We start from the raw sequence: 20,861 nt of genomic DNA, 5'->3' as shown, positions 1-20,861 counted from the left end.
AAACCAAAATTATTGCATTGCAATTAATTCTTTTAAAATACTTGTCATTTTAGGTTCTGCTTTTGAGGCTACGTCAACAATTTCTTGCAATGAAACTGGTTTTAAATCTCTGTGAAAACCTTCGTCTGTAATGACAGATATGGCAAAAACGGGAATCCCCATATGATTTGCTACAATGACCTCCGGAACGGTGCTCATTCCTACGATATCGCCACCAATGATTCGCATATACCTGTATTCGGCACGTGTTTCCAAGTTTGGTCCCGGTGCTGAAACATAGACTACTTTATGCGCCCTAACTCCAAGATTGAAGGCAATGTCCATAGCTTGGTCTACCATTTTGAAATTATAAGGTTGACTCATATCTGGGAACCTTGGACCTAAGTCATCATCATTGCTTCCGCGAAGCGGATTATCCGGCAACAGGTTGATATGGTCTTCAATAATACCGATATCACCTTTTCGGATATCCGGGTTGAGGGATCCTGAAGCATTGGATACAAATAATTTTTGGATGCCCAGACCTTTCATGACGCGTATAGGAAAGGTTATTTCCTGCATCGTATAGCCCTCATAATAATGAAGCCTTCCTTGCATGGCAACGACCTTGCGCCCATTTAATGTTCCGAAAATCAGTTTTCCTGTATGAAATTCAACGGTAGAAATTGGGAAATTTGGAATATTGGAATACATCATTTGAAATTCCACATCGATTTCCTCTACAAGTTTTCCAAGGCCAGTGCCTAAGATGATACCGAATTCTGGGGTGAAATCGCCGATTTTACGGCGTATAGATTGGATAGATTCTTCAATCATATGATACATGTGTGCAAAAAAACTATTTAATCAAACTTACTGTTATTTTTTTGCACACACAAATCAATGAAATGGCTTATTTAACTGCTGTCATTGGTTTTCTAACTTTCCCAGGGGAAGTCAACCACAACAAGATAAATGTAATCAAGCCATTATATACGATCAGTTCGAAACCGATCTTGTATGCTGTATGAGGCAATACATATTGCGTCAACAAGAAAATCAAAATTGGAGAGATCACACAGATATAAGGAACCCAATTGTCGTTCACTCGTCTTTTGGTCAAAATACCGAATGAGAACAAACCCAATAAAGGTCCATAAGTATATCCCGCGATCTTGAATATTGCAGAAACAACAGATTCATCATTGATGACATGGAACAGTAGAATAACCAAAAGCATCACCACTGAAAATGCCAAATGCACAATATTACGTTGTTTCACCAATTTTGGATCATTAGGATTTTCTTTCTTATTAAAGTTCAAGAAATCCACACAATATGAAGTTGTCAAAGCAGTCAAGGCAGAGTCCGTTGTTGCAAACGTAGCTGCAGTAAGGCCCATCATAAAGATAATACCCGGTAAGATAGATAGGTGTCTCAGTGCAATTTCTGGATACAGATAATCAGATTTACCTAGGTCAGCCACACTAATACCGTTCGCATCTGCATAGAAATACAATAAAGCACCTACACATAAGAAAAAGATATTTATAATGACAAATATACCTGTGAAAGTCATCATATTGGTTTGAGCCTCCTTAATGGTTTTCATACTCAGGTTCTTTTGCATCAAGTCTTGGTCTAGACCTGTCATTGCAATTGTTACAAAAATACCACCAATCACATGTTTCCAAATATTCCTAGGGTCGCCCAATAGGTTCTCCCAAATAAATATTTTAGAATAAGAGCTTTCTTTGACTTTTTCAAAGGCTTCGAATACCGTCAATCCAAGACCATCCGCCATAAAATAAATGGACAACAATACCGCCAATAAAAGGAAAGTGGTCTGGAGCGTATCTGTGATAATGATTGTTTTTAGTCCACCCTTGTTTGTGTAGAGCCAAATCAAAACTAAACATACCGCAACGGTCAGAATAAATGGCACTCCCCAAGCATCAAAAATATAACGCTGCAATACGATTGCAACAAGATAAAGTCTAAATGCAGAACCTATAGTCCTGGAGATCAAGAAGATCATAGCTCCGGATTTATAGGATTTATGCCCTAATCTTTCCTCTAAATAGGTATAGATCGAGGTAAGGTTCATTCTGTAATAGAGCGGCAGGAGCACATAAGCAATAATAATAAAGCCTATTGCATTCCCTAATACAAATTGGAAATAACTAAAATTATTTGGTTCTAGTCCAGCTGGAGCATTTCCTACATCTCCAGGAACGGAAATAAAAGTTACTCCAGATAAGGCGGTACCGATCATACCAAAGGCAACCATGTACCATTTGGCATTTCTGTTTGCCACAAAGAATGTGGAGTTATCTGATGATTTCTTGGATGTAAAATGTGCTACAGCCAAAAGAATCCCAAAATACACCACAATAAAGGTTAAAAGAATAATTGGTGACATAGGTAGTCGAGATTAATTATGTTTTTTAAGGTTATAGTTATCGATCGCTTTGCGGACATTTCCGAACTCTTCAATCAATGCTGTTGCAGTTTCTTCATCCGTTCCTGTTTCAGCCATTACCATACGAACACCTCTGCCGACCAACTTATGGTTAGAAAGTTGCATATCGACCATTTTGTTCCCTTTTACTCTACCCATTTGGATCATCACCGCAGTACTGATCATGTTAAGAACAAGTTTTTGTGCTGTCCCTGCCTTCATACGGGTTGAACCTGTTACGAATTCAGGACCAACGATTACCTCGATAGGAAATTGTGCTCTCGCAGCAATTGGAGAATTTCCATTGCAAACCAAACAGCCTGTAGCAATTCCCATTTCATTGGCTTTCTCCAAACCTCCGATTACATAAGGTGTAGTCCCTGATGCTGCAATGCCGATAACAAAGTCATTTTCATTGATTGCATATTCTTCAAGGTCCTTCCACGCTTGTTCAACATCGTCTTCAGCAAATTCAACAGCTTTACGGATCGCAGTGTCTCCACCAGCAATAAGACCAATAACCCAATCAAATGGAACCCCATATGTAGGTGGGCATTCTGATGCATCCAAAATCCCTAAACGGCCTGAAGTACCCGCACCGATATAAAATAATCGGCCTCCGGATTTCATCCTATCAACAACAACTTTTACCAAAGCCTCAATTTGAGGAATTACCTTCTCAACGGCTACTGGAACAGTCTTATCTTCATTATTTATATTCGCCAGGATCTCTTGAACTGACATTTTATCCAAGTCCTGATAATTGGAATCTTTCTCCGTTGTGTTGATCATAACCTTCTGCATTTGCAATACTTTTCAATAACTTTTCGTAAATATGCGACTTTTTAATAAAAAACGCAAAAACACGCATCCTTTATATTTCGTCTAAAGGGACGAATTTATAATTTTTATTCTTCAATAAATCAATTAGTCTTTCTAATTGATTAAATAATTTATCTACTCTTTTAGGATCTGTACCTAGATGTATGATAACAATATATCCATTCAGCCCATTATTAACTTCATGCTCAAGCAGTTGCTTCACAATCGCTTCTGTTGACATATATCGCTTACCCATTTCTGGAAACGTATAATCAGCAGCAGTCCTTAAGCCTGGAGTAAAATTATAGAGCTCAAGTCCTAAACCATGGCTCCACTCTGCTATCTGCTTGTTGTACCACTCATACGGTGCAACAAATTTATTGACATCCTTGATCCCTAATGCCTTCAGTTTCTGAACATTGGCCATGAGATCTGCTTCAAATTCATTCTTGCTTAACAATAAGCTATCTCTATTCTCCCAAGGCGCATATAGTAGGTGTTGATCTGAATGTGGCCCTACATAATGCCCTTTTTGGTTTAATTTTTTCAAAACCTTAGCGGCCTTTTTATCTTCTAAGAATCTGCCGGTCACGAAAAAGCTGCCAGGGATATCTGTTTTTTCCAAGGTTTGTGCAACAGTTTGCAAACCTTCCCTGAATTCATCGCCAGTAAAAATCAGGCTTATCTGCCTTTTACTGCTGTCACCACGAATAATTGCTCCTTGCGAATCAATTATTCTTTTTTTTTTTGATTCACCCTCCTTCGCGGAAAGTAAATAAATCAAGGATGCTGTCCCATCCATTGTAGGTTCATTCGTACTGTAATCCCCAAAATCATCATGATAAACTACAAGGTCACTTTGAAATTGTGCATACGTATCAGGTTTATACAGTTGTATTCCTATCAGATTATTATATATGGCAGAATAAACCGGTCCATCGACCAACCCACCGTCTATGGGATAGTTGTGTAAATATGTAAACGCTGAATGAGGCTCTGTTGGTGTGTCACCATGCTCAGGTAATCCATAAACCATGCTAGTTCCCCAAGGATTCGCACCAAACAACCAATCAATATTAGCCTGTTCTAGTTCTTCAAATTGCTTGTCACCCGATGCGTCCCTATACCATAGACATTGAATGGCAAAGGATGTTGTTAGGTTATTGCTGCACCAAATAAATGGCACACCCCGCAAAAACATATTTTCTTGGGCACGTGCATTGACTTCCTCAATTCCTTGTTTATAATATTGAAGTGCTTCTTTCTTTACCTTTCCATCGGAAGATTTTGCCAATTCAAAGTGACCAAGATTAATAAAAGGATAATATTGGTAATGATTGGCCGTATCACGTTGCATCCAAGGAGTTATTTTTTCCTGTCTAGCAAAATCCAGGGCTTTTTGGATATGATCTTTATTATTGTTTAGGTTGAACATGGTTGCTTCAGCCAATTCCATATCATCTACCCAATTGTCTTCAGCATAGATATAAGGAGATTTGACCGATACTGTTTGAGTTACTCCCGGCTTGATATAAGCATATTGATAAGCCGTACCAGCTTTTTCTTTCAGCAAATCTGCGTATTGTGAGTTCTGTTCTTTTAATAATTGATGACCTAGCCCAAAAGCACTGACAAATTTGGCCGCAGTGGAACTTGTTCCGGTAGTATTGTTCATGAATTTGCCTCTTTGCTGAGGATTTCCATCTATAAAATACACAGGTCTTTCATGACCTCTTCCATAGACGGAATCCTGTCCCGGCAATCTCATTTTTGTATGGTCACGATCATCTGCAATCTGATTGAACATGATATTGGGCTGCGGGTGCATCTTTACCAACCAGTCCAAACCCCAAATGGCTTCATCTAAAACATCGGGAATTCCATTTTTGCCGTCCAAGCCATTAGCTAACTTCTCATCCGTGAATACCGATGGGAAATCGCGATATGCCGCTAATAAATGATAAGTTGCATTTGCCGAAGTCGTAGCATATTGCAAATAATCAGAAGCATCGTGCCATCCACCGGCAACTTCTACTCTTGTGCTATCAGGCATTCCAACCGAACTGGCATACATAGTAAATCCATCATGCGTATGGCAACTGTCCTTTAAGTAGGGATTGAACAAAGTTCTTTGTTGACGCATATAGCGAAGGGCAAAATCAGCAGTACCCTTGTATACATCAGCATTGATCTTAAAGGTTGGTGATTTCGTGCCGTCATCAGCCAAAACAAAATATTCGCCATCCTGGGAGAATTTACTGAAGTCTAACCTATAGCCTTTTGTGAAAGGCCCATATTTTCCAAACTCCTTGCCAGCTTTCCCAGTAAACACAGATTTATTGGTAGCCTTATCAACGATATTGAATTTTTTGATCCCATTATTGGACTTTGTTACCCAGACCGCAACCTTTTTGTTATTTGGCAAATAACCCAATTGATTGATACGAATCCAGGAATTCTCTTGTGCAAATACTTGAAATGCACATAGAACAAAAACCATTAAGGACAATAATTTATGCATTATTAATACAGGTTTAATAGGTTAGCATTACGATTTTCCCATCCATTGTACTGACAACAACTCTGTCCTTCAGCACCAAAGGCGGATTGATCATACCATTGGATATCTTGTACTGCCAAGCTGTTTCACCAGATTTTGGATCTACGGCAGTCAACAATCCCTTATCGCTAGGTACAAATATATATTTTGAATTGCTATAAATAGCAGTCGGAGCTAATTCATATGGTAATTTTAATTTTGCCTTCCAACTAATGTCCATTTTATCAGCATTGTTAGGCACTCCAATCAACTCACCATCCATTGTTTTCGCGAGAACCAGCTTTTTATCTTTCGATAGGCCCATTGACTCTCTAACTCGGTATTCATCTTTCTTTTCGCGCCATACAGTTTTGCCTGACTTCAGGTCAATAGCCGTCATAAACCGATCTGGAGCTACAATAAATACGCTGTTGTTCACTACGACCGGATAACATGCTGCAGCTGAAAACATACGGTTGGCATGACCATTACTCCATTCCCAGATTAATTTGCCCGACTTTTGATCCAAAGCATAAAAACCATTTTGCCAACTTCCAAAAATTACTTTTCCGTCCGCAAGTGTAGGCAAAGTGGATACATATCCCTTTACCTGGTCAAAAGTCCATATAGTTTTGCCCGACTTAACATCGATAGCACGAAATATTCCATCAGAAGATCCAATATAAGCTTTGCCTTTTGCAACTGCGGGAGATCCCAATACAGCTTTATTCGCCTCTGTTTTCCAAATAAGCTCGCCTGTTTTCGCATTCAGCCCATAAATAAAATGGTCAGAAGAACCTACAATCACAACCCCGTTATGGTAAGCAGGTGTAGAATACACTTTCCCTCCTGTTTTAAATGACCAATTCTTTTGACCCGATCTTAAGTCCAAGGCATAAACTTCGCCAACCGTATTCGCGGTGAACATGGATCTGCCATCTGTACTTATTCCTGCGCCGATATCGCCATGGTCTTCATATTCCCAAACCACCTTCGCCAGACTGTTTTTATTAAGGTCATAATTTGGTCTTTTGACATTCTCGAAAGCATTCGGATTGATTTTTTGCAGCGGCAATTTCAACCAATAGTTTTCAGTAGCGACTTGCGGTTTTCTAACTTGAAAGAACACAGAATCTGGAGAAATTGTAATGATATTATAGCCTCCAACTTCTTCTTTAGCACGAAGGTTCGATCGAGACATTACGCCCGGAATACCTTCCCAATCATACAGATGGTTGTTGTGCCCGTGTCCACACAAAGCCAATTGTACATTCCGAGTTTTGATACGGTTGATATTTTCATACCAATTGTTGAGTGAAGAATCTAGGGGGTAATGGTTGATGGCAATCAATGGCTTTTTTTGGTCAGGGTTTGCCTTAAACACAGAATCCATCCAGACGAGATTTTCCCGAGGTACTTGGCCCGGACTCATCCGCATATTGGGGCCTGAGGTGGTTCCTATAAATTGTATTCCTTTATGTTCAAAAAAGAACGTTTCAGCTCCGAAAACCTTCCTGAAACTATTCGCCCCACTTTCCGACCAGTTGCTGTCGTGATTTCCTGGAATCACATATAGCGGCAAGTTCAAACTATCCAAGATCTGTTTGGCCAATGCCAGCTCCTCGTCAGATCCGAACTCAGTAACATCTCCGGAGAGAATCACAAAGTCAATGCCCTGCTGTTGATTTAAGTCCAGAACGGTTCTGCGTAAATCATCAGCTCCTGTAGCACCGCCCACATGGGTATCGGTTACCTGAGCAAACTTGAAGTTTTGAGAAAATAAGGTAAAAGGTAATAGGAACAGCAAAAATAGAATTCTTTTCATAACAGCTTAAATGGTGATAAATAAAAGGCTAGAATTGCTCTAGCCTTTTATTTTATTAATAATTATTCAGTTTCCCAACCTGGGTTCTGTTTCAAATCTACACCTTGATCTTTATAAAGCCTAATTTGATCTTTTGGAAGAGGATTCAAATAAACTTTTTCTCCAGTGAAAATTCTTTGAGTTTCTGGTTTGAAAGCTGGTTTAATGTATCCGATTCTATTTGTTGGACCATTTACAACTGTTAGATTTTCAACCAACAATTTACCATTTGCATCTTTATAATGATCTTTATTGATCCATGCTCCTAAGTTAATTTTAGGATTATTATTGGTATCCATTGTTGGAAGTTTTTTCCATCTTCTTAAGTCATTATAACGGAAGCCTTCCATCATTAACTCTACTCTTCTTTCTCTTCTTATTTCCCAAAGAATGGCAGAAACCGTAGGATCACGTTCAGGATCATTAATCGCTACACCACCTACTAAAGCCGATTGTCCAGACACCTCTAATTTTGGCATATTCACACCTGCTCTATTTCTAAGCACATTAATAGACATATCTAGATCGCTTTGAGAAATATTACCTAATTCAGCAGCAGCTTCAGCATAGTTCACCAAAACCTCTCCTAATCGTATCACTGGCGCATCAGTTTGATTCAAACTTCCTGAACCTTCTGGTTCATTCTTTACAGTTTCATTTAAGAATTTTAATACCGCATATCCAGAAGTACTTGCATTAGAGTTCACACCAGTTAATCGGATATCAGGAGTTACGGTTTGGCTTAAGCGAGGATCCCTATCAGTCATTACATCAGCAATTGAATGATCACCTTTGTATAAAGGAGATTGATCAACAGGAAGACCGTCTTTAGCTAAGTAACTTCTAACCGCATCGCGAGAAATACCGGTTTGAGGCTCTCTATTATTGTAGGACATTAGAGAGTGGGTTAACAACCCAGTCACATAGCGTCTGTACATAATCATTTCAGGATTTCCTGTTAAGCTTAATGAAGTAAATAGATCTCTATAATTGTTGCCTAAGGAATACCTCTTAGAATTAATTAATTCAGCAGCTGCCCATTTTGCAGCCTCTAAATAAGTTTTAGCTCTTGCTTGATCATTCGTATGATATTTTAACCAAGTTCCTTGGAACAACATTATTCTAGACATATATGCTAACACAACATCTTTGTTTACATGTAAGCCTTTTTCACCGACATCAGTCACTCTTACGTTTTCAGCTGCATATTGCAAATCAGCCAACATCTTATCAACCACTACACCTCTTGGGTCTCTAGGTTTGTATAAAGTTTCGATGTCAGTTTCAGAAATAACATTTTCATACCAAGGCACATCACCAAAGCGGCTAACCAAGTCATGGTATTCCATTGCACGGAAGAACCTACCTACACCAGTCCAATGAGCAATTGCTTCCTCCTCCATTGGTACAGTTTTAATCCTTTCGATAAATACATTTGCCTTTCTGACCCATGTAAAACTCCAACCACCACCAGATTCTGGAACTATTTTAGTGAATTCACCAGGACTTGAACTTGCAAAATCATCATTAAAGGCTTGACCTGAAAAATAATTTCCCCAAGAGTAACCAGAACCATATCCACTAAAAAATCCTGTATAAAAACCGTAGGAAAATGTTCTTACATTTTCTTCTTTGGTCCAAAAATCTTCATCAGTCATAGTATCTTGAGGATATTTCTCCAAAAAGTCTTTACTACAAGATGAAAATACTGCTGTTGCACCTAAAAAGCTGATAGCTACAACGATCTTATTGATTAATTTCATAATATTGAATCAATTTGAATTATAAACCTACCTGAACACCAAATGAATACGATCTCTTGAATGGATAAACTCTACCAAAAGAGTTACCATCATTAAGACCCCAAGAAGTATAGTCTGTTTCAGGGTCAATAGGAATATTTGTATTCTTTTTCTCGAACAAGTTCTCTCCACTGAAAAATACGCGTAGTCTACTTAATTTAGCTTTCTCTACAATATGTTTAGGTAAAGAATAACCAAACGTTAAGTTTTTCAGACGTAAATAAGACATATCCATCAAATATTTAGTTTGAGGCATGAAGTTTCGTATGCTATTACTTTGACCTTGGTCTGTTGGACGAGGATAGAAAGCATTAGGATTTTCTTCTGTCCAATAATCCAATTGGTGTTGGTACCATGCTTCTCCTGGTCTGAAACCTGGAATAAACACTGTTCCACTTGCCCATTGTTCACGTCTTCCGACTCCTTGGAAAAATACACCTAAATCAAAGCCTTTGTATTCCATATCCAATCTAAAGCCATATTGCCATCTTGGATTAGAATTACCGATAATTTTTCTATCGCCAGGATTTTCAACAGAACCATCTCCAGTTGAGATCTTTCCGTCACCATTCAAATCTTTGTATTTAATGTCACCAGGACCATAGAAAAACCATCCACTTTCAAATTCAGTTTGATCAGCAATTCCTTCATTTAAGATCCATTTTCCAGCATCATCTTTAAGAAGTTGACCACTAGCATCTTGTTGGAAATCATCATTAGTGAAGAAACGATCTGTTTCGTATCCCCAAATCTCACCAATTACACGGCCTTCATAATTTGAAGAAATCAATCTTGTAGCATTATTGAATTTGGTAATTCGTTCTGTGAAATCACTTAACTGACCACCAATACTGAAGAACAGACCATTATCAAACGCATGTCTAAATTTAACTTCTGTTTCCCATCCTTTGGTTTCCATTGCACCATAGTTTACACGTGGAGGTGTAGCTCCAAATGAGGAAGGCAAAGTGGCACCACTACTTAGCATATCGCTCGTAGTTCTTTTAAACCAATCAAATGTAACATTCAGTTGATCATTGAAGAAGCCTGCATCAGCACCAATATCTAAATCCGTAACCTTTTCCCAAGTTAATATCGGGGAAACAACATTTGGTGTTGCTACAGTATAAAGAAATGCATCACCTACTAACCATCCTGAAGATGAACTAGGCATAGTAGAAATAAATGCATTTGCACCTACATTTTGGTTACCTATCATACCATATGAACCTCTAAATTTCAAGAATGAAAGGTATGGTTTCAAATCTTGCATAAAGTTCTCTTCGGTTACCACCCAACCTGCAGAAACTGCTGGGAAGAATGCCCATCTATTTGATGAAGGGAATCTAGATGATCCATCTTGACGACCACTAACTTGTAAAAGGTATTTATTTTTATAAGCATAGTTCACGCGTCCGATGTATCCCAAAGTTGCCCAGTTACCTAGTGTACTACCTGCTGTTTGAACACCTGTAGCTAATGCTAATTCTCCTTTATCAGGATCCATTAACAATGTTTTTTGCGAATAATGATCTCCACCTTCATACATTTCCATGTTCATACCAACAGTGAATTTCAAGTCATGGTCTCCAAAAGCCTTGTTATAATTGAAGAAACCATTAAACACTTGTCGATCTTGGTAATAAGAAGTATAATTTACACGATCATGAGAAGCTGAAGTAAATGTGCGATAAGGCATTTCTCCTCCGCCTGCCCAAAAGTCAACACCTTTAACAGAACCACCAACGATATGGTCTCTAGCTCCCCAGTTGGTGTATGTGTAGTCTGCATCGAAAGTTAGACCTTCAATAATATTTACTGTTGCACCTAAATTAATACGAGTCATGCCCATTTTATACTCATTCATTTTAGCTTGTTCAACCTCTGTGATTGAGTTACGCATTGGATTTCCATCGATCGTACCGTATGGGAATACTTTTTGCCATCTATATAGATAGAACCAAGGATCGTAAGTACCACCACCAAAAGAATATGGAGCAGTTTTCAATGTGTTAGAATACATGAATTTACTTCGTGCAGAAATCCATTTATTGATTTTTGCATCAACAGCTCCATTGACGTTATAGCGAGTAAACTTATCTGGATTTACTTTTAAAACCCCACCCTGATTAATGTAACCTAATCCAAGGTTATATGAAATAGTACTACTACCACCATTCATATTAATATTATGAGTTTGTTGAGGTGCATAATCTTTCATATACATTCCTGGTGCATCCCAAGGCCTGTAAAAGAACAATCTACCACCACGAACTTCCCAGTCTCTTCCTTCTACCATTTCAGGGCCTAAATCTTGACCACCGTATTGGCTCTCCCATTCACGCATTTTATCGATAGCAAGTTGGTCATAGTAAACTCCAACTGCACCAAAAACATCTGTGTTTGGGTTAGTACGTTGCAATGCTTTTAAAGCAACTTCTGCACCATCAGCAGCATCCGCAATATCTAATACTTCAGTAGGTCTTTGCCAAGCAAAGTTATTAGAATAGGATAGTTGATTGGGAGAATCTTTTCTACCAGTTTTGGTTGTAATCAAAATCACCCCCCACGCAGCACGAGTACCATAAACTGAAGTTGATGCAGCATCCTTTAAAACAGAAACACTAGCTATATCTTCAGGGTTTACCATTTGAAGATTCGGTACTTCTACGTTATCCACTAAAATTAATGGAGAAGCAGATCCTGCATTCAATGATCCAGTCACCCCTCTCAACCTGATGGTTGGGTTTGTACCCAAGTCCCCACTTGGAGTTGTGATTGTTAACCCTGGAACCGAGCCTTGCAGCGCTTTACCAACATCAGTAATCGGTCTAGTTTTAAATGTTTTTTCAACATCAACAGAACTAACTGCCCCTGTTACGTTAGAACGTTTTTGCGTACCATAACCAACTACAACAACCTCATCAATGATGTCTTCACCAGATTCTAGTGCTACATTGACAGTATTACCTGTCACTGACACTTCTTTGGTTTGGAACCCTACAAATGATACCCTAAGTTTCGAACCAACATCAGCAGTAATGGTATATTTACCATTGTCATCTGTTACAGTTGTAACAGATGAACCCACTACTGAAACAGTCGCACCTTTGATAGGTCCGTCCGGTCCGCTTACAGTACCCGTTACGGTATTTTGCAGCACCGATGAAGCCTTTGTCCAGCCAGCATGGTTTCCTAGTGCAACAACGCCTTTGTTTGCGTTAAAAGACGCATAAGTCGGCATTGTTAAGCCTAGAGCGATAGAAAAGAGTAGAAGTCTTCGCATTGCTTTAATAGTTAATAATTTATAATTTTTGTTATCATAATTCGGTTTTACACCCTTACTGATGGCTACCGGTTTTATTCATTTTAGGATCTATGAGACATCGTTAATGCGAATAGGCTCAATTAATATTGAGCCCTCACATGCTTGTTTTTCATTCGAAATCTGGGTAGATCAAATATTGTTTTCTCATTTTCTTGTACTCATCCAATTCAGGTTTCCAGCTTTCGCGGATTTGATCTTCGGTTTTTCCTGCAAGGATCTGTTTTCTCAGCTCATCAGTTCCAGCAAGTTTATCGAAGAATTCTGCTCTTGCAAAAAACTTAGACTTATCAGGCATTTTGTTATAGAAATCGAGCACGTATTTTAAAGTGAATTTTTGTTTGTCAGCATCTAGGCCACGAAGGTCCAAGCCATAGTTTACAGCTCCTTTTCCTTCCACATGTTTTGCCATACCGGCTTTTTCTGTTGGAGTAAAAGTAAAATCTCCATAAACTGGATTCGTGTATCCTACTACTTGAAAAGGCCAATCAGTACCACGACCAACAGAAATATCTGTACCTTCAAATAAACATAAAGATGAATACAAACGGACAGAAAGGTGGTTTGGCAAGCTTGGGGATGGAATTACAGGTAGCTCATACATACTAGAATGTGTATAGTTCTGAACTGGAATAACGGTTAGTTTACATTGTTTACCTTGTTCCAACCATTTTTCACCATTAATCATTTTTGCCAATTCGCCGACCGTAAGTCCGTGGACCATGGCGATTTTATGGTAAGAAACATTGGATTTAAATTTATCGTCTTTGCGCACGGGGCCATCAACTTGGTCACCGCAAGGGTTTGGTCTATCCAACACGATCAATTCTTTATTGTGTTTTACACAAAGCTCCATCACGCGATGCAAAGAAGTGATATACGTATAGAAACGCGCTCCCACATCTTGGAGGTCAAAAATCATGACATCGATGGATTGTACTATAGAATCTTGTTTTTCATTGCCGCCATACAGGGTGAACAATGGAAGTCCGGTTTTAGAATCAACATCGTTGCTTACCTTTTCTCCTCTTTCGATATCGCCACGGAAACCGTGTTCTGGCGCGAAACCAAATTTCAGGTCAACTTTCTCTCTTAATAAAACATCAACTAGGTGTTCATTCTGTTTACCTACAACAGAAGTTTGATTGCCCATCAATCCTACTTTTTTGCCTTTTAGCAAAGGTAAATAGGCAGAAAGTTGGTCCGCAGCTGGAACAATCGTCTGTTGCTGAATAGAATCAACAGTTTGGCTTTGAGCAGTACCTGCATTTCTGTTTTTGTTGGCACCACAACTGCTGGTTAACAAAAGACCTAATACGGCAGAATATAAGAGTATGTTTCCCATTAATTAATTGCTTGGTTCATTTAGTTTGGCTATAAAACCTGCATAAAATTAAAATAAATACCGCATAATAAAGCAAACTGAATAGCAAATTCTGTCAGACTTGGCAAAAATACGCATGAAACACGCATAAATCAGAATAGAAAATGTTCAGGTCAAGAGAATAAATTTCCTTAGAATCGTTGAAATTTAGCTGATTAATGGGTTTAGCTCCGCAACCGATTGCACGTAAATGTGTATAAAATACACTTATAAGTAACATTTATGTGACTTTTCGTTGGTTTGTATCGAGTGTAAAAAAAATCGGCAGAATGATATTCTCATCCTGCCGATTCACAATATTCAAATTATATCTTTTATTCAATCGCTTCACCTGCATAGTCACCTTCGTTACCTAATCTGTCGATTGGTTTTACGGCCACTGCATTCAATTTATGTCCATCTTTGTTTTTAGGCAAACTTAATTCAGACTGAGGTCCATCCAGAATCTGGATATCCCAAGAATCACCATAACGAGCATATGCCACCCACTTAAATACTTGTTCTGGTTGCTTATGGAGCCATTTCACAAAAACGCTGCTTGGCTGATTCGTCAATAATAGCGTTGGCTTCAGAATTGGATTTGAAGACAACCATGGCGAAGCTGGCACTAATGCTTTTTGAGAATATGGTCCATCATGCAATGCTTTTAATAAGGCCGGGTTTTTTGTCAAGCCTGCAATACTCCAGTGAACTGCACCCACGCTATTCGGGATAACTTCCCTAGTTACTGCAATCTGTCTTTTAATTTCATCAACCCTATTCGCTGCTCTTACTTCTACAGTGTTTAATCCTGGCCAAAGATGACGGTTATGTTTATTTTCTGATTGCCACCATTTCAATAAGCTTGTAAAACTTTGTCTTGGAGGGTCAATAGGCCAATATAGTTGCGGTGTAAAATAGTCTATCCAGCCTTCATTCAACCATAATTTGGCATCTGCATAAAGTTCGTCGTATTGAGAAGACCCTGTTACTCCGGAAGGATATCCAGGTTTCCAGATCCCGAATGGGCTCAACCCAAACTTAACAGCAGGTTTTTCTTTTTTGATTTCAGTATATACTCTTTTGATGAATTTGTTGACATTATCTCTTCTCCAGTCTGGTCTTGAAAGATTTCCGCCTGATTTTTTATAGGCAAACCAAGTTTTGTCATCAGGAAAATCAGCACCCCCATTATAGGTTGCATATGGATAGAAGTAGTCATCAAAATGAACACCATCAATATCGTATCTTTTTACGATATCCATAACTACTGCTGCAGCATGGTTTTGAGTTTCTTGGCTCGCAGGGTCAAACCAATACATTCCATTTCTCAGGCGAACGACATTATCAGGAGATTTACGGACCAAAGACTCACTAGTTACTGTTCCGCCATTGCTGTGGTGTGCGCGATATGGGTTTAGCCATACGTGCAGTTCTAGGCCACGCTTATGTGCTTCTTCCACCCAAAATTCCAATGGATCGTAATATGGATTAGGAGCTTTCCCTGTTGTCCCGGTCAAAAAATAAGACCAAGGTTCTAGGCTTGACTTATACAATGCATCTGCAGATGGTCTAACTTGAAATATAACTGCATTAAAATTGTTGTTCTTCAATAGATCCAACAATCTGATCGCTTCTATTTTCTGTTGTTCAGTGGTCAGGTTGTTTTTACTTGGCCAGTTTATATTAGCAACAGTTGCTACCCACGCTGCTCTAAACTCTCTTGGAACATTTGGAAGGTTAGCTTTGAAAACTGGTTTTTCAACGGGTTTTTTCTCGGCTACTTTTTCAGCATGCTGTTTGGTATTTGTTTTATTCGCTACAGGTCTTTCAACAGGTTTTGGAGTTTCTGCAGGTACATCTTTGTTAACAGCAGTTGTTGGCTGTTGCAATACTTTCCCTCTTTTTCTGGAACTACATGACAGCACTACCGCCACCATCAGCACAAAAAGGCAAAGATTAATAAATCTTCTCATCATAAATTCGTTCTTAACCCACAAAACTAAGGTTTTTGTGAGGTTTCCCACTAATTGTAACTTATTCTTTATAAATTAAATAATCATTTCCCCTTGAAAAACAACGCTTTGCACTTTAAAATCATGATCAAACACAAGGACATTTGCCACAGAACCAGAGTTCAAATTGCCCAAATCATTCCTTTTGATTAATCTTGAAGGATATAGAGTTGCCATTCTAAGGCTTTCATCAAGGCTGATTCCTACTTTTTTGACACAGTTTTCTACGGCTTTCAACATACTAAGCGCAGATCCTGACAATGTTCCGTCGGGCATGGTATAATGGTCTTCATTGAACACATGCTGATAAATCCCTTTATCACATTTTGCAACCGCATCTGTAATGAGAAACAAGCGTTCCTTCATCATTTCTTTTGAAATTTTCACCGCTTCAAAATCTACATGGATTCCATCTACAATAATGGATGCACATACCTCATCATGGTTAAATGCTGCTCCAGGCAGCCCAATATCACGATGATGAAGTGGAGACATCGCATTCCATAAATGAGTTACTGCAGGAATTCCATTGTCGAATGCTTCTGTTGCTTCCTTAAAAGTAGCTGCACTATGTCCCGCAGTAACTAAAACGTTGTTTTCATTTAAATAGTCTATACAATCTTGTGAAGTTAGTTCAGGGGCAACGGTCATCATCCTCACGATATGCTCATTCCCTTCCACGACTGATTTCAACAGGTCTACGGTTGCTCTTTGGATCAGCTCCGCTGGATGGGCACCTCTTTTCGCTGCGTTTAAGAAAGGTCCTTCAAGGTGCAATCCCAATGCGACCTTAGGATTCGCTTTTCCAAAAACTTGAATAGCATCCTTAAACAGTTCGAGTGTATTGGTTGCTAAACATAATACAAAAGATGTACATCCTTGTTTCAACAGGTTCTGTTCAATTCTATGGATTGATTCAACTGTAAGCTCCGCTGAGAATAGATCATCAGCAGTACCATAAATCTGTAGGTCTATCAATCCTGGACATATATTCGCTCCCTGTACATCGATCACCTGAAAATTGCCTGGGGCATCATTTTGTGGAACAATTCCTGCAATTTTATCAGCATCTATTAGAAGTGCATGTTGATCATAAATTTGATACTCGTTATAAATCTTACCATTTACAAGGGCTATTTTCTGTTTCATACTGCAAGTTAGTTATTGTTCCCTTTTGTTGAAAATCCAATTGTCTAATCGTATATTAGACCATCAATATTTTCAATATGGCACAAAAAGAAATCTTAAACACTGACAAAGCACCGGCGGCGATTGGCCCTTATAATCAAGCAATCAAAACTGATAAAACCTTATATGTATCTGGCCAAATCCCTTTGATTCCTGAATCGATGGAATTAATAACAACAGGTGTCGCAGACGAAGCACATCAAGTATTAAAAAATGTTGGGGCAATCTTAAAAAATGCAGGCTATGATTATTCAGATGTAGTAAAGACTTCAATTTTCTTGAGCAGCATGGATTATTTCGCAACTGTAAATGAAGTATATGCTGAATACTTTAAAGACAATCAACCAGCAAGAGAATGCGTAGCAGTTAAGACTCTTCCCAAAGAGGTTAATGTTGAAATCTCTGTAATTGCTTGGAAAGCATAATCAAGACCTTATTTCAAACAGTCGAAATTTTTTTTAAACTATTTTTAATTTCGACTGTTCATTCAATAATTTAATCAACTTTTCGCCCTTAATTCAAAATTTTTTTAAAAAAGGTAACAAAAGTCACTTTTTAAATGGATAAATAATTGAATATTTATCCAATATTTAATTTTGCCCTACATCTACCTAAAATAAACATGCGAACAAGGTCTCTATGAAGAGTCCTTTCGTTTTCTTAGTCAAAAAACCATTTTTCATTTTTAAACTACTTCTCATATTTTCCAACCTAAAACAGGTTCGTAGTTTATAAATTTCAACGAAATGGGAATATGAATTGTTCTCCTTGTGATTACTGTAAGTAGCGCAACACTTATTATTCACGTTATAATTCCATACACTGACGTAAATCTTTAAACATTTTACTTTATGAGAACGACATTTTTTTTATTGATTACCCTACTTATTGGATTCACTTCGTGCGAAAAAAACACTGATGACGATAGAGCTCAAGACGAACTTGAATTGAGAAAAATGTTTGACGAAATCACGGATTTGGCAAACTCCGTTCCTTGTACAGATTCCAATGATTGGGAATTTATTCCATACGGTTCCAAAGCGTGTGGAGGTCCGCAAGGCTACATCGCTTATTCAAATTCCATTGATGTAGATAAGTTCAAGGATATGGTGGAAGATTATTCTGAGGCAGAAGAAGAATTTAACATAAAATACAAAATCGTATCTGACTGTTCTGTTGTTCAAGCACCTAATGGAGTTATCTGCAAAGACGGTAAACCGGAGTTTGTTTACAACAATTAGACAAGCCTAAGACAGCGAAAATAAATCTGTCATGCTAGAGAATTCCAAATTTTATTAATTTAGTGGGATTATCTATCCCATGGCAGATTTATCTTTAATTACTCCTATCGAATATCTGAAAGGCGTAGGTCCACAAAAGGCCGATGTGCTGAAGAAAGAACTTCAAATCTTTACGATTGGAGATTTGCTTCAGGACTATCCCTTTCGATATATTGACCGGACCAAGTATCACAAAATCCGTGAGTTGCATCCCGACATGGTTGGAGCTCAGGTTTTGGGAAGATTGATGAGTCTTCAAGAAATTGGCGAGAAGCGTGGAAAACGTTTGGTAGCTCAGTTCAAGGATGATACTGGAATGATGGAATTGGTATGGTTCCAATCCTTGGCATGGTTGAAGAAAGGATTAAAAGTTGGTGCTGCATATATTATTTATGGTAAACCGACAGAATTTAACGGCACAATTTCCATCACTCACCCGGAAATGGAGCTATATAATCAGCAGGCAAAAAAAGTTGGCAACATGACCATGCAGCCTGTTTATTCATCAACTGAAAAATTGAAGAAATTCAATCTCGACAGTAAGGGAATTCAAAAACTTCAACAAACGGCCCTGGAGACTACTTTAAGAACAGTTGTTGAGACACTCCCTCCTTACATTCTTGAGAAATACACTTTAATGCCTTTGCAACAGGCCTTGCTGAGCATTCATTTTCCTCAAAATGAACAGCTGATGAAAGCAGCGGAAAGAAGGCTTAAGTTTGAAGAGTTGTTTTTCATCCAACTGAGGCTGCTTAAAAACAAACAACTTAACACACAAAGATACAAAGGCCATGTTTTTAATGAAGTAGGTGACAAATTCAATACATTTTTCAATGAAAGATTGCCTTTTCCATTAACAAATGCACAAAAACGTGTTGTCAGAGAAATACGGCTTGACTGTAATACTGGTGCTCAAATGAACAGGTTGGTACAAGGGGATGTAGGATCTGGAAAAACAGTAGTTGCTTTGATGAGCATGTTAATAGCTTTGGACAATGGTTTTCAAGCTTGTATGATGGCGCCTACCGAAATATTAGCCAACCAACATTACAATGGTCTAAAATCTCTTTTGGGAGATGATATTTGCAATGTTAGGCTGTTGACAGGGTCGACTCCCGCAAAACAGAGACGCATCATACATCAAGAACTAGAGGACGGAACTTTAGATATATTAATAGGAACGCATGCATTAATCGAGGATAAGGTAAAATTCAAGAACATCGGCTTTGTTGTTATCGATGAGCAACATCGATTTGGTGTTGAACAAAGGGCCAAGCTTTGGCGAAAGAACACTATCCCACCTCATATGTTGGTGATGACTGCCACACCTATCCCAAGAACATTGGCAATGACGATGTACGGTGACCTGGATATTTCCGTAATCGATGAACTCCCAGCGGGAAGAAAGCCCATCAAGACGGTTCATTTCTTTGAAAACCAACGTCTGCGGGTGTTTGGATTTATGCGGGAAGAGATCGCTAAAGGCAGGCAGGTCTACATTGTTTACCCATTGATTAAGGAAAGCGAGAAAATGGATCTTCTATATCTGGAAGCAGGTCTTGAAGGATTGATGCGAGAGTTTCCGCTTCCGGATTTCCGAATCAGTATCGTTCATGGAAAGATGCCGGTGAAGGATAAAGATTTCGAGATGCAACGATTTATCAAGGGCGAAACCCAGATTATGGTGGCTACGACTGTAATTGAAGTAGGTGTGAATGTGCCAAATGCTTCGGTAATGGTTATTGAAAATTCCGAACGTTTTGGTCTTTCTCAGTTGCATCAGCTTCGGGGTCGTGTTGGGCGTGGCGCAGAACAATCGTTCTGTATTTTGATGTCCAGCAACAAATTGAGCAAAGAAGGTAGAACTCGGCTTGAAACCATGGTCAGGACGAACGACGGATTTGAAATTGCCGAAGTTGACCTTCAGCTGCGAGGACCTGGCGATTTATCAGGAACCCAGCAGTCTGGCGTATTGGAGATGAAAATTGCCGATCTTGCAAAAGATCAAGCCATTCTTTCAGAGGCTAGGCAATTGGTGATTCAGATTTTTAACGAGGATCCAAATCTTAAAGAACCCCAGCATCAATTATTGGCTCAGTATCTTAACCGAAGTGCGCCAGCTATTTCTTGGGACAAAATCTCCTAAATTCCGTACCTTTGTAAACTTATTTCCTCTGAAATAAGCTTAAAACGAGTATGAACCATTTCAAATCATACTTGTTA

Annotated in this window: 13 protein-coding genes; 3 read left to right on the top strand and 10 right to left on the bottom strand. The window is 38.7% G+C overall.

All coding sequences use genetic code 11. The features are described from left to right. Positions 1-9: 9 nt before the first annotated feature. The 10 genes from CRT24_RS01540 to nagA all read right to left on the bottom strand — a co-directional run bounded on the left by CRT24_RS01540 (position 10) and on the right by nagA (position 17,319). Complete coding sequence (locus tag CRT24_RS01540; protein WP_099369488.1) at positions 10-825, bottom strand: purine-nucleoside phosphorylase; 816 nt, start codon at positions 823-825, stop codon at positions 10-12. 67 nt (positions 826-892) lie between these two features. Further along, a complete protein-coding gene (locus CRT24_RS01535; protein ID WP_099369487.1) occupies positions 893-2,401 on the bottom strand; it encodes a sodium:solute symporter in 1,509 nt (502 codons plus the stop codon). A 12-nt stretch (positions 2,402-2,413) separates the two neighbouring features. Then, positions 2,414-3,244: an N-acetylmuramic acid 6-phosphate etherase gene (murQ, locus tag CRT24_RS01530; RefSeq protein ID WP_257213920.1), complete on the bottom strand. Its 831-nt coding sequence runs from the start codon at positions 3,242-3,244 to the stop codon at positions 2,414-2,416. Positions 3,245-3,314: 70 nt separating this feature from the next. Continuing rightward, positions 3,315-5,783 (bottom strand): glycoside hydrolase family 9 protein, encoded by a 2,469-nt coding sequence (locus CRT24_RS01525; RefSeq protein ID WP_099369486.1) that lies wholly within the window; start codon positions 5,781-5,783, stop codon positions 3,315-3,317. Between the two features lie 13 nt (positions 5,784-5,796). Further along, positions 5,797-7,626, bottom strand: coding sequence for a PQQ-binding-like beta-propeller repeat protein (locus CRT24_RS01520; RefSeq protein ID WP_099369485.1), 1,830 nt, complete (start codon positions 7,624-7,626; stop codon positions 5,797-5,799). A 62-nt stretch (positions 7,627-7,688) separates the two neighbouring features. Then, positions 7,689-9,428, bottom strand: a complete 1,740-nt coding sequence (locus CRT24_RS01515) for a RagB/SusD family nutrient uptake outer membrane protein (RefSeq protein ID WP_099369484.1) — start codon at positions 9,426-9,428, stop codon at positions 7,689-7,691. A gap of 19 nt (positions 9,429-9,447) precedes the next feature. After that, complete coding sequence (locus CRT24_RS01510; protein ID WP_218962553.1) at positions 9,448-12,753, bottom strand: TonB-dependent receptor; 3,306 nt, start codon at positions 12,751-12,753, stop codon at positions 9,448-9,450. 151 nt (positions 12,754-12,904) lie between these two features. After that, the gene (locus tag CRT24_RS01505) at positions 12,905-14,137 is read right to left on the bottom strand and encodes an exo-beta-N-acetylmuramidase NamZ domain-containing protein (RefSeq protein WP_099369482.1); all 1,233 of its coding nucleotides are present in this window, start codon (positions 14,135-14,137) and stop codon (positions 12,905-12,907) included. Between the two features lie 353 nt (positions 14,138-14,490). Continuing rightward, complete coding sequence (locus CRT24_RS01500; protein ID WP_099369481.1) at positions 14,491-16,134, bottom strand: glycoside hydrolase family 10 protein; 1,644 nt, start codon at positions 16,132-16,134, stop codon at positions 14,491-14,493. A 72-nt stretch (positions 16,135-16,206) separates the two neighbouring features. Next, complete coding sequence (gene nagA / locus CRT24_RS01495; protein ID WP_099369480.1) at positions 16,207-17,319, bottom strand: N-acetylglucosamine-6-phosphate deacetylase; 1,113 nt, start codon at positions 17,317-17,319, stop codon at positions 16,207-16,209. Between the two features lie 77 nt (positions 17,320-17,396). Here nagA and CRT24_RS01490 point away from each other — a divergent pair, with 77 nt between their 5' ends. The 3 genes from CRT24_RS01490 to recG all read left to right on the top strand — a co-directional run bounded on the left by CRT24_RS01490 (position 17,397) and on the right by recG (position 20,784). Beyond that, complete coding sequence (locus CRT24_RS01490; protein ID WP_099369479.1) at positions 17,397-17,783, top strand: RidA family protein; 387 nt, start codon at positions 17,397-17,399, stop codon at positions 17,781-17,783. Between the two features lie 426 nt (positions 17,784-18,209). Then, positions 18,210-18,599 carry a hypothetical protein gene (locus tag CRT24_RS01485; RefSeq protein ID WP_099369478.1) on the top strand — a complete coding sequence of 130 codons (390 nt, stop codon included), beginning with the start codon at positions 18,210-18,212 and terminating at the stop codon, positions 18,597-18,599. Between the two features lie 79 nt (positions 18,600-18,678). After that, the gene (gene recG / locus CRT24_RS01480) at positions 18,679-20,784 is read left to right on the top strand and encodes an ATP-dependent DNA helicase RecG (protein WP_099369477.1); all 2,106 of its coding nucleotides are present in this window, start codon (positions 18,679-18,681) and stop codon (positions 20,782-20,784) included. Positions 20,785-20,861: the final 77 nt, after the last annotated feature.

This window comes from Sphingobacterium sp. 1.A.5, assembly GCF_002734235.1.
GTDB lineage: Bacteria > Bacteroidota > Bacteroidia > Sphingobacteriales > Sphingobacteriaceae > Sphingobacterium > Sphingobacterium daejeonense.
The sequence above is the reverse complement of the archived record's forward strand: the minus strand, read 5'-3'. Positions and strand labels throughout refer to the sequence as shown.

Bases quoted from the DNA above. Each gene is read 5' to 3' on its own strand.
- CRT24_RS01525 (WP_099369486.1), bottom strand. From the start codon at position 5,783: ATGCATAAATTATTGTCCTTAATGGTTTTTGTTCTATGTGCATTTCAA.
- recG (WP_099369477.1), top strand. From the start codon at position 18,679: ATGGCAGATTTATCTTTAATTACTCCTATCGAATATCTGAAAGGCGTA.
- murQ (WP_257213920.1), bottom strand. From the start codon at position 3,244: ATGCAGAAGGTTATGATCAACACAACGGAGAAAGATTCCAATTATCAG.
- CRT24_RS01490 (WP_099369479.1), top strand. From the start codon at position 17,397: ATGGCACAAAAAGAAATCTTAAACACTGACAAAGCACCGGCGGCGATT.
- CRT24_RS01485 (WP_099369478.1), top strand. From the start codon at position 18,210: ATGAGAACGACATTTTTTTTATTGATTACCCTACTTATTGGATTCACT.
- CRT24_RS01505 (WP_099369482.1), bottom strand. From the start codon at position 14,137: ATGGGAAACATACTCTTATATTCTGCCGTATTAGGTCTTTTGTTAACC.
- CRT24_RS01515 (WP_099369484.1), bottom strand. From the start codon at position 9,428: ATGAAATTAATCAATAAGATCGTTGTAGCTATCAGCTTTTTAGGTGCA.
- CRT24_RS01510 (WP_218962553.1), bottom strand. From the start codon at position 12,753: ATGCGAAGACTTCTACTCTTTTCTATCGCTCTAGGCTTAACAATGCCG.
- CRT24_RS01500 (WP_099369481.1), bottom strand. From the start codon at position 16,134: ATGATGAGAAGATTTATTAATCTTTGCCTTTTTGTGCTGATGGTGGCG.
- nagA (WP_099369480.1), bottom strand. From the start codon at position 17,319: ATGAAACAGAAAATAGCCCTTGTAAATGGTAAGATTTATAACGAGTAT.
- CRT24_RS01540 (WP_099369488.1), bottom strand. From the start codon at position 825: ATGTATCATATGATTGAAGAATCTATCCAATCTATACGCCGTAAAATC.
- CRT24_RS01520 (WP_099369485.1), bottom strand. From the start codon at position 7,626: ATGAAAAGAATTCTATTTTTGCTGTTCCTATTACCTTTTACCTTATTT.
- CRT24_RS01535 (WP_099369487.1), bottom strand. From the start codon at position 2,401: ATGTCACCAATTATTCTTTTAACCTTTATTGTGGTGTATTTTGGGATT.